Below are 13,391 nucleotides of genomic sequence, written 5' to 3'. Positions count from 1 at the left end.
TCGCCCACCGGGGTCCTCCCTCCGTACTGGTGTCCGTCGTCTGTCGTCTGTCGTCATCACGGTGGCGCCCGTCCCCCGCGCGGCGGAAGTGCGGGCGGCGCCGCCAGTCGGTATCCAGGGGCACATGGCGGTGATCGTGGCTCTGGGCGCGTTCCTGATGACGCTGGCGGGCGGCTGGACGGCGCAACGCGTCACCGACCGGCGCCACCTGGTCCTCGGCCTGGCCGGCGGGCTGATGCTCGGCGTCGTGGGCCTGGACCTGCTCCCGGAGGCCCTGCACGCCGCCGGCGAGGAGATCTTCGGGGTTCCGCTCGCCCTGCTGCTCTTCGTCGCGGGGTTCCTCGTCGCCCATCTGGTGGAACGCCTGCTCGCCGTGCGGCAGGCCGCCCACGGCGGGAGCAACGGCACAGGTCACGGGCACGACCACGGGGCCCGCGCCCCGCAGGTCGGGCTCACCGCCGCCGCGGCCATGGTCGGCCACAGCCTCGCCGACGGGGTGGCCCTCGGCGTCGCCTTCCAGGTGGGCGGCGGCATGGGCGTGGCCGTCGCGCTGGCCGTCATCACCCACGACTTCGCCGACGGGTTCAACACGTACACCCTCACCACGCTGTACGGGAACGCCCGCCGCAAGGCGCTGATGATGCTCTTCGCGGACGCCGCGGCACCCGTCGTGGGCGCCGCGTCCACCGCGCTGTTCACCCTTCCGGAGGAACCCCTCGGGGCCTACCTCGGTTTCTTCGGCGGAGCCCTGCTGTACCTGGCGGCCGCCGAGATCCTGCCCGAAGCGCACCACGAACACCCCGCCCTGTCCACGCTGCTGTGCACGGTGGGCGGGGTGGCCGGGATCTGGCTGGTGGTCGGCCTCGCGGACTGAGCGGCCGGTCCCGTTCCAGATCACGGACGGGCCGGCGGGGCCGCCGCCGCGGCCGCCGCGAACCGGGACGCCACGGACGGCTGCGCCGCCCAGTGCGTGTGCAGGTAGCTGGCGTGCACGCCGCCCCGGACGAAGCCCTCGACGCGGCGCTCGGGATGCGTGAACCCCCAGGCCGGGGCCGCCCCGGCACCCGGCTCGACCACCGTCCGGTGGAACTCGTGGCCCCGCAGCCGGGTACCGGCCGCCGCGAGCGGGCTGTCCGACACCGCCACCGCCTCCCGGTAGCCGAGCGTCAGCCGCTCCGACATCCGGGCGTCGGCGTCGAGCACCCCGCACATGGGCTTCCCGTCCAGGGACCGCGCCAGGTACAGCAGACCGGCACACTCCGCCGCGACCGGCCCGCCGGCCGCGGCGAAGGCGGCGACGGCCGCGCGCAGCGGCTCGTTCGCCGACAGCTCCGGGGCGTACACCTCGGGGAACCCGCCGCCGATCACAAGCCCGCTCGTGCCCTCGGGAAGCGCCTCGTCGCGGAGCGGGTCGAAGGTGACCACCTCCGCACCGGCGGCGCGCAGCAGCTCGGCGTGCTCGGCGTACGAGAACGTGAACGCGGGGCCACCCGCGACGGCGATCACCGGACGGCCGTTCCCCCCGGCCGCGGCCGCCCCAGACACGGCCGCCCCAGACGCGGCCGCCCCGGACACGGCCGCGCCGGCCGCGGCCGCCCCGGGCGACCACGCCTCGCAGGCCAGCGGCGGAGCCGTGCGCGCCAGCGCCATCAGGGCGTCCAGGTCGCAGCCCGCGCGGACCTGCTCCGCCAGCGCGGCCACCGCCTCCAGCGCGTCGGCCCGCCGTTCCGCCACCGGGACCAGGCCCAGGTGCCGGGACGGGGTCGCCACCTGCGGCGCGCGCCGCAGTACGCCGAGGACCGGCGTCCCGGCCTCCTCCAGGGCCTCCCGGAGCATGGCCTCGTGCCGGTCCGAGCCCACCTTGTTCAGGATCACCCCGCCGAGGCGCACCTGGGGGTCGAACGAGGCGAAGCCGTGCACCAGCGCCGCCACGGACCGGGACTGGGAGGAGGCGTCGACCACCAGCACCACCGGCGCCCGCAGCAGCTTCGCCACCTGCGCCGTCGACGCCAGCTCGCCCCGCCCCGCGGCCCCGTCGTAGAGCCCCATCACGCCTTCGACCACCGCGAGGTCGCACCCGGCGGCCCCGTGCGCGAACAACGGGGCCACCAGCTCCGGACCGCACATGAACGCGTCGAGGTTGCGCCCCGGCCGGCCGGTGGCCAGTGCGTGGTAGCCGGGGTCGATGTAGTCGGGCCCGGCCTTGTGCGGGGACACGGCCAGGCCGCGCTCCGCGAAGGCCGCCATCAGGCCCGTCGCCACGGTGGTCTTGCCGCTGCCGGAGGACGGCGCGGCGACGACCAGCCGCGGCACGCTGGACGAGGTCACCACTCGATGCCCTTCTGGCCCTTCTGGCCGGCGTCCATGGGGTGCTTGACCTTGGTCATCTCGGTGACCAGGTCCGCGAACTCCAGCAGCTTTTCGGGGGCGTTGCGGCCGGTGATGACCACGTGCTGGGTGCCGGGCCGGTTCCGGAGCACCTCGATCACCTCGTCCACGTCGATCCAGCCCCAGTGCATCGGGTACGCGAACTCGTCCAGTACGTACAGCTTGTGCGTCTCGGCGGCCAGGTCGCGCTTGACCTGCTCCCAGCCCTCCTTCGCCGCCTGCTCGTTGTCGAGCTGCGCGTCGCGCTGGACCCAGGACCAGCCCTCGCCCATCTTGTGCCAGACGACGGAGCCGCCCTCACCGGAGGCGCCCAGCACCTTCAGCGCGTTCTCCTCGCCGACCTTCCACTTCGCCGACTTGACGAACTGGAACACCCCGATCGGCCAGCCCTGGTTCCAGGCGCGCAGGGCCAGCCCGAACGCCGCCGTCGACTTGCCCTTGCCCGGGCCGGTGTGGACGAAGACGAGCGGACGGTTGCGGCGCTGACGCGTCGTGAGCCCGTCGTCGGGAACGACGGTCGGCTGTCCCTGCGGCATTAGGCGGCCCTCCTGGAGACGCTGTTGAGTGACGCAGTGTGGGTCACTGCGGTACGTACGTTCTTGACGAGTCCGGTCAGCGAGTCCGCCCGCAGCCCGTCGAGGGTCACGGCGGGCGCGCCCAGATCGGCGGCCAGCGCCCCCGCGAGCCCCAGCCGGACCGGCCCGGACTCGCAGTCCACGACCACCGAGGTGACGCCCTCGGCGGCCAGCAGCCGGGCGCTGCGCCCCGACAGCTCGCGCGGGTCGCCGCCGACGGCCCCGGCCGAGGTGGCCCGTCCGTCGGTGACGACCACCAGCAGCGGACGCCGGGAGGGGTCCCGCAGCCGCTCGATGCGCAGCACCTCGCGGGCCTTGAGCAGGCCTGGGCCGAGCGGGGTGCGGCCGCCGGTCGGCAGCTTCTCCAGCCGGGCCGCGGCCGCGTCCACCGAGGAGGTGGGCGGCAGCGCCAGTTCGGCACCGGCCCCGCGGAAGGTGATCAGACCGACCTTGTCCCGCCGCTGGTAGGCGTCCAGCAGCAGCGACAGCACCGCGCCCTTGACCGCGCCCATGCGCTGCCGGGCGGCCATCGAGCCGGAGGCGTCGACGCAGAACAGCACGAGGTTGCCCTCGCGGCCCTCCCGGGTCGCCTGCCGCAGGTCGTCCTTGCGCACGACGAGGCCTGGGCCGGAGCGGCCGCGGGCCTTCTGGTGCGGGGCGGCGGCGTGCACGGTGGCCGCCAGGTGCAGCTTCGTCAGCTGGCCCCGGGGGCGCTGGGCGCCGGTGGTGCGGCCGTGCGCGGTACGGGCCCGCGAGCGCCGGCCGGCCGCGCCCTCACCCAGGCCGGGAACGCTGAGCATCTTGGTGCGGAACGGCTCGGCGGCCGCCACGGCGGCCTGCTCGGCCCCGCCCGCTCCGCCCTGGGGGGCGGAGGGCTGGGCTTCGGGGGCCTCCTGCGGGGTGTCGGGAGCGTGCCCGGTCTCCGGGCCGCCGCCTTGCGGGGGCACCCCGCCGCCGTCCCCTCCGCCATTGCCGCCGTCCCCGCCGCCGTTGTCGTCCGGGCCCTCCGGCTCCGGGTCGGGGTCGGGCTCCGGCTCCTCGTCGGGGAACCCGTCCAGGATCTCGTCGAGCTTGTCCTCGTCCAGTCCGGGCGCGTCGAACGGGTTGCGGCGACGGCGGTGCGGCAGCGCCAGCAGCGCCGCCTGCCGGACGTCCTCCTTCAGGACGGAGGTCCGCCCGGCCCAGGCCGCCAGGGCGGTCGCCGTACGGGCCATCACGATGTCGGCGCGCATGCCGTCCACCTCGAAGCCGGCGCAGGTGGCGGCGATCTGCAGCAGCGCGGTGTCCCCGAGGGTCACCTGCGGGAGCAGCGCCCGCGCGGCCACCACCCGGGCCCGCACCTCGCTCTCGTCCCCGGCCCAGCGGGCCGCGAAGCCCGCGGGGTCGTCCTCGTACGCGAGCCGGCGGCGCACCACCTCGACGCGCTGCGCGGGCTCCCGGGAGGCCGCGACCTCGACGGTCAGCCCGAACCGGTCGAGGAGCTGCGGGCGCAGCTCGCCCTCCTCGGGGTTCATGGTGCCGACGAGGAGGAAGCGGGCGGCGTGGCGCACGGAGACGCCCTCGCGCTCCACGTACGAGGCGCCCATCGCGGCCGCGTCGAGGAGGAGGTCGATCAGGTGGTCGTGGAGGAGGTTGACCTCGTCCACGTAGAGGATCCCGCGGTGCGCGTCGGCCAGCAGGCCCGGCTCGAAGGCCTTCACGCCCTCGGCGAGGGCGCGTTCGATGTCGAGGGCGCCGACGAGGCGGTCCTCGGAGGCCCCGACGGGCAGTTCGACCATCCGCGCGGGCCGGTCGGCGCCGGGGCCGCTCTCGTGCGGGCCGTCCGGGCAGGCCGGGTCCGGCGCGGCGGGCGCGCAGGAGAACCGGCAGCCGGGGACGACGTCCACGTGGGGGAGCAGGGCGGACAGCGCACGGACGGCGGTGGACTTGGCGGTGCCCTTCTCACCACGCACGAGCACACCGCCGACCGCCGGGCTCACGGCGTTGAGCAGGAGCGCCAGCCGCAGGTCGGCTTGGCCGACGACTGCGGTGAACGGGTAGGGGGTGCTCATGGGGTGCTCACTCCTCCTGTGCGGGTGTGCTTGCGCGGGCTGTCGGGGGTGGTGGTGCGGTGGCCGGGGGCGGGGGTGCCGCTGCGCGGAGCTTCTCCCCGCCCCGCCCTTTCTCCGTTTCCCGGGGGCTCCGCCCCCGGACCCCCGCGCCTCGAACTCCCCCGGACTCCGTCCGGGGGTACCCCCAGGCGGGGCTGGATGGATCCAGCCCGCGCGGCGCTTGAGCGCACCGGGCGCGCAGCGCACGGAACGGGGTCAGGGGCGGAGCCCCTGGGAACGGGGGAAGTGGGGGTCCCCCCGGACGGAGTCCGGGGGAGGGTAGGGGAGCAGCCCCGCAGGGCCCGGGCCGCCGTCACGGGGCGCCCGGGGGGAGGAACGGGAGCCCGGACGGGGCGCCGGACTCGATCAACGCCAGCAGCGCAGCGGTGTCGGCGTGTTCCTCGATCAGGTCGCCGAGGAGGTCCAGCTGCTCCTCCCGCAGGGCGGCGAACGACGTGTCCGGCGCCGGCACGAAGCGGCGCCCGGCAGCCGCCGCCACCTCCCGCAGGAACGCCCGGCGGAAGCCGTCCGACTCCAGCGAGCCGTGCCAGTGCGTGCCCCACACCGATCCCACCCGGCAGCCGTCCAGGAACGGCTCGCCGCCCAGGACCTCGGCCACGCCGTGGTGGATCTCGTAGCCCGAGACCTCCTCGCCCAGCGCCGTACCGGCCGGCCGGGCCAGGGTCTTCTCGACGGCGAAGCGCACGCGCACCGGCAGCAGCCCCAGCCCGGACACCGAGCCGGCCTTCGACTCGACCTCGTCCTCGATGTGCTCGCCGAGCGCCTGGAACCCGCCGCAGATGCCCAGGACCGGGCGCCCCTCCGCGGCGCGCCGGGCCAGCGCGTCGGCCAGCCCCCGCTCCCGCAGCCACTCCAGCGCCTTCACCGTGCCGCGCGTGCCCGGTACGACGACCAGGTCCGCGTCGGCCAGTTCCTCGGCCCGGTCCACGAACCGCACGACCACGCCCGGTTCCGCCGCGAGCGCGTCCACGTCGGTGAAGTTCGACATCAGCGGCACCGCGCACACCGCGACCCGCAGCACGTCCTCCCCGATCGGCGGGGCGACGACCGACTCGCGGACCGCGCCGCGCAGGGAGACCCGCAGCCCGTCCTCCTCGTCGATGCCCAGCCCGTGCCGGAAGGGCAGCACGCCGTACGTCGCCCGCCCGGTGAGGGACCGCAGCATCTCCATGCCCGGCTCCAGCAGGGACACGTCACCGCGGAACTTGTTGACCACGTAGCCGGCGATCAGCGACTGGTCCTCGGGCGACAGCAGTGCCGTCGTCCCGAAGAAGGAGGCGAAGACCCCGCCCCGGTCGATGTCGCCGACGACCACCACCGGGAAGCGCGCGGCCCGCGCGATACCCATGTTCACGATGTCCGTCCGGCGCAGGTTGATCTCGGCCGGACTGCCCGCCCCTTCGCAGATCACGGCGTCATACGTGCCCCGCAGCTGTTCCAGGCAGTCCGTGACGATCCCGAGCAGCTGTTCCTGCCGCCCGCCGTGGTAGCCGCGGGCGCTCATCTCGCCCACCGGCTTGCCCAGCAGCACCACCTGGCTGCTGCGGTCGCTGCCCGGCTTGAGCAGGACCGGGTTCATCAGGGCGGTCGGCTCCACCCGGGCGGCCTGCGCCTGCATGGCCTGCGCGCGGCCGATCTCGGCGCCCTCGCGGGTCACGAAGGAGTTCAGCGACATGTTCTGCGCCTTGAACGGGGCCACCTTCACGCCCTGGCGGGCGAGCCAGCGGCAGATGCCCGCCGTGACGACGCTCTTGCCCGCGTCGGAGGTCGTCCCCGCGACCAGCAGTCCGCCGCCGCGCCGTGTGCCGCTCATGCCAGTCCCCTTGTCGTCTTCGCGGTCGTCATCGCGGTGGTCCTCGCGGTGGTCCTCGCGGTCTTCGTCGTGGCCTTCGCCGCGGCGGCCACGGCGCAGCGGACCGCCACGCAGGTGCCCAGCGCCAGCCAGGTCACCCGCCGCGACAGCCGTACCGCCCGCTCGATGTCCGCGACCTCCACCGGCCGCCCCCGCTCCCCGTTGAGCACGGCCCGGTGCTCCACCCGTCCCGCGTAGGAGAGGGTCCCGCCCAGCCGGACGCCGAGCGCCCCGGCGAAGGAGGCCTCGACCGGGCCGGCGTTGGGGCTGGGGTGGGCTGCGGCGTCCGCGCGCCAGGCCCGTACGGCTCCCCGCCGGTCGGGGCCGGCGGCCACGGCGGCGAGGGCCGTCAGCCGGGCCCCGGGCCAGCCGGCGAGGTCGTCCAGCCGGGCGGAGGCCCAGCCGTAGCGCAGGTAGCGGGGCGACTTGTGCCCCACCATCGCGTCCAGGGTGTTCACGGCGCGGAACGCCAGCAGCCCGGGCACCCCGGCGACGGCCCCCCACACCAGGGCCCCGACCACGGCGTCGGAGGTGTTCTCGGCGACGGACTCCACGACGGCCCGGGCCATCTGCGGACCGTCCAGGGCCTGCGGGTCGCGCCCGCACAGGTGGGGGAGGCGTTCGCGGGCCACCTCGGTGTCCCCGGCGGCGAGCGCCCCGCCGATGGCGTGGGCCTCGCGGCCGAGGGTGGTGCCCCCGACGACGGCCCAGGTGGCCGCGGCGGTCAGGGCGATCCGGGCGGCCGCGGGCCGGGAGCGCACGGCGCGCGCGCCCAGCGCTCCGACGGCGGTGGCCGCGCCGACGCATACGAGGGTGTGCAGGACGCCCCGGGCGCGGTCGTCGCGCCACAGGGCGCGCTCCACGGCGGCGGCGGCTCGTCCGAAGGCGGCCACGGGGTGCCCCCGGCGCGGATCCCCGAGGATCCGGTCGCCGATCAGGCCCGCCGTGACGCCGTACGCGAAGACGCGGTCGGCACGCATGGTGGCAGGTATGTCCTCACTCAGGGTCCGCGCCCTGGTTCGACGTGTCCGGTGGCGAGAGTTCCTGGCTCCCGGGGCGCACGTGCCGCGTGCGTTCCCCGGTGACAGTGGCGGGACCGCGCCGGATTCGCACCGGACTTCCTCTCCATGCCGCCGTATTGGCCCGGGCAGTCCACCACGGTCCGCGAACGCCCGTCAACTTGCCGTTGACCTGCGGTGGGACGGGGGACGACCGGCGGGCGGCCGGGGACCCCCGTGGCCATGGGTACGCGAAAACTCCCCCCGGGGATTCCCGGGGGGAGTCTTCGTACGCGGTGCCGTCCGCCGGGACGGGGCGGGTCTCAGCTGACGATCAGGTAGATCCCGTAGGCCACGGCCGCCGCGCAGAGCGCGAAGCAGGCGTAGGCGCCGCTGCGGGCCAGGGCGGCGGTGCCGCCCTGCTCGGTGGCGGCCTCGTGCTTGGAGAGGCCCACCAGGCCCAGGCTGAACAGGGCCACGAGGGCGACGGTCGCGGAGAGGCTGACCCCGAAGACGGAGCCGAGTGCTGCCCAGTCGATCTTCATACTGCCGATTCCTCTGTCGTTCTCGGGGTCAGACCGCGGCGGCCGGGGCCGTCGGGGTCGCCGGGTTCGCCGTGGCGGCCGGGATGGTGGCCTTGAGGTCCTCGTCGGTCACCGCGGCGGTGGTGCCGGCGGCCGGGGGGACGGCCACGGCGGCGATGGCGGTGGTGACCACGCCGGGCTGCTCGGCCTCGCCGTCGGCGGCGCCGTTGACGTTGGTGTGGTCGACGACCTGGCGGCGCGAGATCAGCCAGATGGCCACGCAGGCGGCGACGAGGAAGAGGGCGACGGCGGCGACGCCGATGTCACCCGTGCGCATGACCAGCTCGGCGCCCGCGGAGACGAGGGCGGCGGCCGGCAGGGTCAGGCCCCACGCGACGAACATGCGGGTGGCGGTGGACCAGCGGACCACACCGCCCTTGCGGCCCAGGCCCGCGCCCATCACCGCGCCGGAGCAGGCGTGGGTGGTGGAGAGGGAGAAGCCGAGGTTGGAGGAGGCCAGGATGACGCTCGCGGCCGAGGTCTGGGCGGCGAAGCCCTGCTGCGGGTGCAGGTCGGTCAGGCCGCTGCCCATGGTGCGGATGATGCGCCAGCCGCCCAGGTAGGTGCCCATCGCGATCGCCGTGCCGGCGGAGACGATGACCCAGACCGGGGGGTTCGAGCCGGGGGCGAGGGCGCCGCCGGCGACCAGGGCCAGGGTGATGATGCCCATCGTCTTCTGCGCGTCGTTGGTGCCGTGCGCGAGGGAGACGAGACCGGCGGAGGCGATCTGACCCGCCTTGTAGCCCTTGGCGGAGGTCTTCTCGCCGACCTTGCCGTTGAGCTTGTACGTGACCTTCGCCGCGAGCATCGCGGCCACACCGGCGACGATCGGGGCGGCGACCGCCGGGATGAGCACCTTGGTGACGACGACGCTGCCGTTGACCGCGCCGAGGCCGGCGGAGGCGACCGCGGCACCGATCAGGCCGCCCATGAGGGCGTGCGAGGAGCTGGAGGGCAGGCCGACCAGCCAGGTGACCAGGTTCCAGAGGATCGCGCCGACGAGCGCGGCGAAGATCACTTCGGGCTGGATGCCCTCTTCGTTGACGAGACCCTTGGAGATCGTCTTGGCGACCTCCACGGACATGAACGCGCCGACGAGGTTGAGCACGGCGGACATGGCCACCGCCGTCTTGGGCTTGAGGGCGCCGGTCGAGATGGTGGTGGCCATCGCGTTGGCCGTGTCGTGGAAACCGTTCGTGAAGTCGAACACGAGAGCGGTGATGATCACGATCCCGAGGAGAAGCGTTATGTGCTCCATTTACCCAGGCTTCTGTTTGGCGTCAGTGGCTCGCCGACCGTAGGCAACCTGGGTGAACGGAAGATGAACTGACTTGGGCGGGGTGGTGTCCCTACCGGGCCTCCCATCAGGCCCTTCGTCCCGATTCTTTCGTAGTTATCGCCATTCATGCACGTCAGGGACGGGTAAACGGAACCTTCCGGCGGGGCTCCGGGGCGCGTTCGAGTGCCCCTCTGCGGCGATGAAAGAGAGGTAGATCACTCCGCTCGGGGGAGTCCCCCTCCGGTGGCCGCGGTGCCCCCGGGCCTCGACACTGGAGCGGTGCGTACCGCCACTGCGACGGCCGCTGCCGTCACCACCACCCTGATCGGCGCCGGAGCGGCCGCGGCCCTGGCCGGCCGGTACGCCGCCGGCGCCGCCCTCAGGTCCGAACCGGGCCGCCCGCTGCCCGGCAGCCCCCGGCTGAGCGTCCACTCCGCCGACGGTGACCGGGTGGTCCTCACCCGCTCGCTGGCCTCCCTGCGCCCCGGCGTCCACGGCCTGGCCGCACCCGGGATCCACGCGGCCGTCGGCCCGGTCCTCGACGGGATCCCGCACGATCCGGCCACCGTCGTGCGCCGCCTCCTGCGCGTCAGCCACGGCGCCCTCGAAGCCGGCACCCGCGTCACCCTCACCCCGCAGGTGTACTCGGGCAACCCGCGCACCGCCCTGGGCCTGGAACACGCCGATGTGGACGTCCCCGGGGAACTCGGCGCGCTCCCCGCCTGGTTTCTGCCCGGCGCCCGGCAGACCTGGGTGATCACCGTCCACGGACTCGGCGCCGGCCGCGAGCACCCGATGGTGGTCATGCCCTTCCTGCACCGCCTGCGCCTCCCGGTGCTCTCCCTCGGCTACCGGGGCGACCTCGGCGCCCCCGCCTCCCCGGACGGCCTCGGCCACCTCGGCGAGTCCGAGTGGCGGGACCTGGACGCCGCCATCCGCTACGCCCTGCGCTACGGGGCCCGGCGCATCGTCCTGCACGGCTGGTCCACCGGGGCCGCCATGGCCGTGCGGGCCGCCGAGAACTCGGCCCTGGCCGGCCGGATCGCCGGGCTGGTGCTCGACTCGCCCGTCCTCGACTGGCACGCCACCCTGCGGGGCCTCGCCGCCGCCCGCCACACCCCGGCCCCGCTGCTCCCGCTCGCCGTCCGGGCCGCCGAGGGCCGCGCCGGGCTGCGGGCCGGACACCGGGCGCCGTTCGCGGACCCCGGCGCCGTCCGCGTGCCCGTGCTGATCTTCCACGGGCCCGACGACACCCTCGCCCCCTGGGAGCCCTCCCGCCGGCTCGCCGCCGCCCGGCCCGACCTCGTCACCCTGCACACCGTCCCGGGCGCCGCGCACGGGGCGATGTGGAACGCCGACCCGGCCCGCTACGAGGAGGCGCTGCGCCGTTTCCTCACCCCGCTCATGTGAGCGCGCACGGGGTTGATGGGGCTCCATGGAAGAGGAGTTCCGGGTGGTTTCTTGTGGCGCTGGAGTGAAGGCGGTGTGGCGGACGGGACGGGGTGGGTGGTCTGTCCCGGTTCCTCCACCCCATGACCTGTGGAAATGACCGGTTCCGTTTGGGCTTTCGGCCAGTGACGGGCGAGACTGCTTCCGTGACGTCCCGAAAGCCTGATGAGCAGTTGGCTCGCGACTCCAGACTCCGACTCGTCTCCCCGCGCTCCGTCGCCACGGCGCGCAAGGCGGTGACCGACCGGCGAACCCGGCCGGCCACCCGGCCCCCGGCGGGAACCCCCGCCACGGCAGACCTGGCGAACCGCGCCCGCGCCTCCCTGGCCGACGCGGTACGGCTGGCGCGCTGGGCCGAACTGAACCTGGGCGCCGGCGACGGCGGCCGCCCCGCCCCCGCGGGGGCCCTGCCCGCCGCCGACGTCGAACGGGCCGCCGCCGAGCTGAACCTGACGCACGGCCAGATCCGGGTCGGCTGGGACCGCGCCCGCCTCTCCGGCCTCGTCGAGGTGCACGGCGGCCAGGCCCGCCCCGGCTGGCGGCTGCGGGCCTGGGACCGGGACGACACCGCCGTGCTGCGCGGCTGGGTCGCGCTCTTCGACGCCTGGTCCCTGGTCCACCCGGCGCCCGCCGACATCACCCCCTCGGCCGTCGCCGAGGTGGTCGAGGCCATGCCCCAGCTGCTCTCCCTGCTCCAGCTGTCCGCCGGTCCGGTGACCGTCCCGGACCTGCTGGACCTCCTCGGACAGCGCGTCACCGAACTGCGCGACGAGCGGTGCGAGGTCCCCTACGACGCGGAACCCGCCCCCGTCCCGGCCCCGGCCTCCGCCGCGGCTCCGGCTCCGGCCTCCGCCGCGGAACCGCGCCCCCTGCCGATCGCCCGCCTGCTGCGCTGGGCGCTGGGCGGACTCGCCGCCGTGGACGCCGTCACCCTCGGCCCCGCGCAGGCCACCCTGACCCCCCTCGGCAGCTGGGCCGTCTGGGTCAAGCTGGAGCAGATCTGCGTCGCCGCCCAGAGCCCGGCCGGGAACATCGAGCAGTCGGCCGCCGCGATGCTGCACGGCTGCGCCCGGCTCACCCCCGGTCCCGCCCGCGCCGAGTACCGGGCCTGGCTCGCCGCCCGGCCCGTCGGCCACGCCGTCAGCGAGCTGCTGCACGCCGCCCGGGGCGAGGACGCCCTGCTGCGGGGCCTGGCCTTCGAGGCCCTGCGCGTGGTCGGCGCCCCCGCCGAGCCCGAGGTGCGCGCGGCGGTACGGGAGCCCGCCCTGCGGCCGTACGCCCTGCTCTGGCTCGCCGAGCACGACGGGGTGGACCCGGACGAAGCCCAGGACGTCCTCACGCCCGAGGAGTCGACCTGGCTCTGGGTGGACACGGCGGCCGCCATCGCCGACCACGGCGAGGCCGCCCTGCTCGCCCGGCACCTGGACTCCGCGGTCCGCACCACCGTGCCGCGGCTGCTCGACGAGGTCCGGGCCGTGGGGCACCCGCGCACCGTGCAGGTCCTGGTCGCGCTGGCCGCCGCCCATCCCGACCCGGCCCTGGCCAAGGCGGTCCGGCGCGCCGCCTTCCAGGTCCACACCGGCGGCGCGTAGGCCCCGGCCTGGCTTTTACCGGACCCCCCGCCGTGGGTGGATCTGCCGGTGGTGGCCTGCGGGCCGTGCGTGGCCGGTCGCGCAGTTCCCCGCGCCCCTGAGAGGGCCGGCCCCGGCGGGTGGGTGCGGGTGGTGGGTGGCCGGTCGCGCGGTTCCCCGTGCGGTCAGAGTTGGGGAGCGTACGTGCCGAAGCTCCAGATGTTGCCCTCGGCGTCGCGGGCCATGTAGTCCCGCGAGCCGTAGTCCTGGTCGGTGGGCTCCATCAGGATCTCCACGCCGTGCTCGGCCGCCCGCCGGTGATGGGCGTCCACGTCGTCGACGACGATGTAGACCCCCGACGGCCCGGCCGTCTCCATGACCTTGTCGAAGACCCCGCCGCGCCCCTTGCTCCCCAGCATCACCGCACCGTTGCCATAGGCCAGTTCCGCGTGCATCACCGAGCCGTCGTCGCCCTCGTAGACCGCGACCTGCGTGAACCCGAAGGCATCGGTGAGCTGCTGGATCGCTGCCTTCGCGTCGCGGTAGAGCAGCGCGGGGTAGATGGACGGAACGCCTGCCATGAC

The 13,391-nt window shown here is 75.2% G+C and carries 11 protein-coding genes and 1 riboswitch; of the genes, 3 read left to right on the top strand and 8 right to left on the bottom strand.

Features of this window, described 5'->3' with window-relative positions:
- Positions 1-124 precede the first annotated feature (124 nt).
- Positions 125-874, top strand: coding sequence for a ZIP family metal transporter (locus BX286_RS09895; RefSeq protein WP_121014867.1), 750 nt, complete (start codon positions 125-127; stop codon positions 872-874).
- Positions 875-894: 20 nt separating this feature from the next.
- Here the strand turns inward: BX286_RS09895 and BX286_RS09890 are convergent, their stop codons facing one another.
- From BX286_RS09890 to BX286_RS09860, 7 genes are all read right to left on the bottom strand, one after another.
- Complete coding sequence (locus BX286_RS09890) at positions 895-2,331, bottom strand: cobyrinate a,c-diamide synthase (RefSeq protein ID WP_100863886.1); 1,437 nt, start codon at positions 2,329-2,331, stop codon at positions 895-897.
- Positions 2,325-2,924 (bottom strand): cob(I)yrinic acid a,c-diamide adenosyltransferase, encoded by a 600-nt coding sequence (gene cobO, locus BX286_RS09885; RefSeq protein WP_079425618.1) that lies wholly within the window; start codon positions 2,922-2,924, stop codon positions 2,325-2,327. The genes BX286_RS09890 and cobO overlap by 7 nt, the downstream gene beginning before the upstream one ends.
- On the bottom strand, positions 2,924-5,014 hold the full coding sequence (locus BX286_RS09880; RefSeq protein ID WP_100863887.1) for a putative cobaltochelatase: 2,091 nt from the start codon (positions 5,012-5,014) through the stop codon (positions 2,924-2,926). Before BX286_RS09880 ends, cobO begins: the two co-directional genes overlap by 1 nt.
- Before the next feature lie 352 nt (positions 5,015-5,366).
- Complete coding sequence (locus tag BX286_RS09875; RefSeq protein WP_121014866.1) at positions 5,367-6,887, bottom strand: cobyric acid synthase; 1,521 nt, start codon at positions 6,885-6,887, stop codon at positions 5,367-5,369.
- Positions 6,884-7,906 carry a cobalamin biosynthesis protein gene (locus BX286_RS09870; RefSeq protein ID WP_261993393.1) on the bottom strand — a complete coding sequence of 341 codons (1,023 nt, stop codon included), beginning with the start codon at positions 7,904-7,906 and terminating at the stop codon, positions 6,884-6,886. Before BX286_RS09870 ends, BX286_RS09875 begins: the two co-directional genes overlap by 4 nt.
- 58 nt (positions 7,907-7,964) lie before the next feature.
- Positions 7,965-8,051, bottom strand: a riboswitch (cobalamin riboswitch).
- Positions 8,052-8,247: 196 nt separating this feature from the next.
- Positions 8,248-8,469 carry a hypothetical protein gene (locus BX286_RS09865; protein ID WP_079425611.1) on the bottom strand — a complete coding sequence of 74 codons (222 nt, stop codon included), beginning with the start codon at positions 8,467-8,469 and terminating at the stop codon, positions 8,248-8,250.
- Between the two features lie 28 nt (positions 8,470-8,497).
- Complete coding sequence (locus BX286_RS09860) at positions 8,498-9,766, bottom strand: inorganic phosphate transporter (RefSeq protein WP_079425609.1); 1,269 nt, start codon at positions 9,764-9,766, stop codon at positions 8,498-8,500.
- A 300-nt stretch (positions 9,767-10,066) separates the two neighbouring features.
- Here BX286_RS09860 and BX286_RS09855 point away from each other — a divergent pair, with 300 nt between their 5' ends.
- Entirely contained in the window at positions 10,067-11,197 is a 1,131-nt protein-coding gene (locus BX286_RS09855) for an alpha/beta hydrolase (RefSeq protein ID WP_079431643.1), read from the top strand.
- 185 nt (positions 11,198-11,382) lie between these two features.
- Complete coding sequence (locus tag BX286_RS09850) at positions 11,383-12,828, top strand: hypothetical protein (protein WP_398898352.1); 1,446 nt, start codon at positions 11,383-11,385, stop codon at positions 12,826-12,828.
- 164 nt (positions 12,829-12,992) lie between these two features.
- Here BX286_RS09850 and BX286_RS09845 read toward each other — a convergent pair whose 3' ends face one another.
- Positions 12,993-13,388 carry a VOC family protein gene (locus BX286_RS09845; RefSeq protein ID WP_079425607.1) on the bottom strand — a complete coding sequence of 132 codons (396 nt, stop codon included), beginning with the start codon at positions 13,386-13,388 and terminating at the stop codon, positions 12,993-12,995.
- Positions 13,389-13,391: the final 3 nt, after the last annotated feature.

Origin of the sequence: Streptomyces sp. 3211.6 (assembly GCF_003634815.1) — a bacterium.
GTDB classification, from domain to species: Bacteria; Actinomycetota; Actinomycetes; order Streptomycetales; family Streptomycetaceae; genus Streptomyces; species Streptomyces katrae_A.
Note: the sequence above shows the minus strand (reverse complement) of the source record. Positions and strands in the feature narration are given on the sequence as shown.

Excerpts from the sequence above, each read along its gene's own strand:
- BX286_RS09895 (WP_121014867.1), top strand. The coding sequence starts at position 125 with ATGGCGGTGATCGTGGCTCTGGGCGCGTTCCTGATGACGCTGGCGGGC.
- BX286_RS09880 (WP_100863887.1), bottom strand. The coding sequence starts at position 5,014 with ATGAGCACCCCCTACCCGTTCACCGCAGTCGTCGGCCAAGCCGACCTG.
- BX286_RS09845 (WP_079425607.1), bottom strand. The coding sequence starts at position 13,388 with ATGGCAGGCGTTCCGTCCATCTACCCCGCGCTGCTCTACCGCGACGCG.
- BX286_RS09870 (WP_261993393.1), bottom strand. The coding sequence starts at position 7,906 with ATGCGTGCCGACCGCGTCTTCGCGTACGGCGTCACGGCGGGCCTGATC.
- BX286_RS09875 (WP_121014866.1), bottom strand. The coding sequence starts at position 6,887 with ATGAGCGGCACACGGCGCGGCGGCGGACTGCTGGTCGCGGGGACGACC.
- BX286_RS09865 (WP_079425611.1), bottom strand. The coding sequence starts at position 8,469 with ATGAAGATCGACTGGGCAGCACTCGGCTCCGTCTTCGGGGTCAGCCTC.
- BX286_RS09860 (WP_079425609.1), bottom strand. The coding sequence starts at position 9,766 with ATGGAGCACATAACGCTTCTCCTCGGGATCGTGATCATCACCGCTCTC.
- cobO (WP_079425618.1), bottom strand. The coding sequence starts at position 2,924 with ATGCCGCAGGGACAGCCGACCGTCGTTCCCGACGACGGGCTCACGACG.